1 protein-coding gene is annotated in these 1,374 nt (G+C 46.7%); it reads right to left on the reverse strand.

Annotation, left to right across the window (positions count from 1 at the left end; translation table 11 throughout):
- Window positions 1–1,053: 1,053 nt before the first annotated feature.
- A complete protein-coding gene (locus ABGV18_RS11425; RefSeq protein ID WP_396586141.1) occupies window positions 1,054–1,323 on the reverse strand; it encodes a hypothetical protein in 270 nt (89 codons plus the stop codon).
- Between the last annotated feature and the right edge of the window lie 51 nt (window positions 1,324–1,374).

Consider the following 1,374-nt stretch of genomic DNA (forward strand, 5'->3'; position numbering starts at 1 on the left):
CACCCTGAGCCAAATAGCTGTCGTCACTTTTGCGACATCATGTCGCAAAATACCAATGCCTCTACCGGCGTGCCCATACGCTAACGACAAATAGCTGTTTGCGACATCATGTCGCAAAATACCAATGGCCCTCGGTATCGCCATATGCCTGACCGAATTGGTCAGACGCTAAGCCAAATGGACGTCATCACTTTTGCGACATCATGTCGCAAAATCCCAATGACCCTACCGGCGTTCCCATCCGCTAACGATAAACCGGCGTTTGCGACATGATGTCGCAAATTCGAAATGGTCTTATCGGCGTCCCAAATACCAGGGTTGTCTTAGGAGTGGCTCGGTTGATTCTGAACCAAATAGCTCTCGTTACTTTTGCGACATCATGTCGCAAAATCTCAATGGCCCTATCGGCGTTCCCAGGCAGGGGCCTCGCTGGTGCGATGACCCGGTAAATCGTCCAGTCTTTAACATTGTAGGTGGTAGGACACGGTGTAAATGTTAGTAGGACACAGACCGGTAATCTCAAAGCCCAAGGCACGGAGGATTAGCGCACTGCCGGAGTAAATCGTAAAATGAAGCTATCGTGCATCTATAATGATTTAAAATACGCTAAAAAACAAAATAGCGAAATAGAAACCTGATCTCAGAGTCGTCGATTTACACTCCAATCAATCAATTTACCCTCCTGCTCAGTCGGGTGCTTTCCCTAAAAAATAAGCTGGCTACCTATGTGGTAGGACACAGGCCTGGCATCTCAAAAATAAGTATTTATGAGCATAAATAAAACCTAGCTGTAGCCCTTGCAGCACAGGAGATCTGGAAGGTTTTGAGGGGGGACTTTCACGCATGAAAAAAAGAGGAAGTCAGACCTTAACTACTCAGATTAATCATCTTTGCCTTTGATTCGAGCTGTTCTCCTCCCTTCTTTAGCAGACATCGTAAGCATCCAGTCCCCTGCGCCATTGCTGACCACTCTCATGCTAGGCTGGTAGTGTTTCACAACACTTTCTAGCAGCTTTTTGTCTTCCTCGTCTTCCTTAAACCACCCAAACATTTTTAGGCCTCCTTATCAGAAAATGCTCGCTCAATCGTTATAACATACCCCGAAGACAGGCGCTCGCCGGAAACCTCGATCTCATCTCCAACCGACATTTCAGCACGATCCAGAAGCTCCTGCGGAATCTCGACAAAGTGGTTTTCGCCGTCAAAATGAATTTTTCCATCCATAAGAAACCTTTCCCCAATGATAAGAGGGCGATCTAGAAGAAAGTCAGCATCTGCTTTTTCGTGGTCAAAGAGCGACTTCCAAGACAGCTCTGCGCTCATCTTCTCGCTCCTTTGGAAGTGTAATCACAGCAATTCTACCTTTTGTAGAGG

Origin of the sequence: Guyparkeria halopsychrophila (assembly GCF_044582135.1) — a bacterium.
Taxonomy (GTDB): Bacteria; Pseudomonadota; Gammaproteobacteria; order Halothiobacillales; family Halothiobacillaceae; genus Guyparkeria.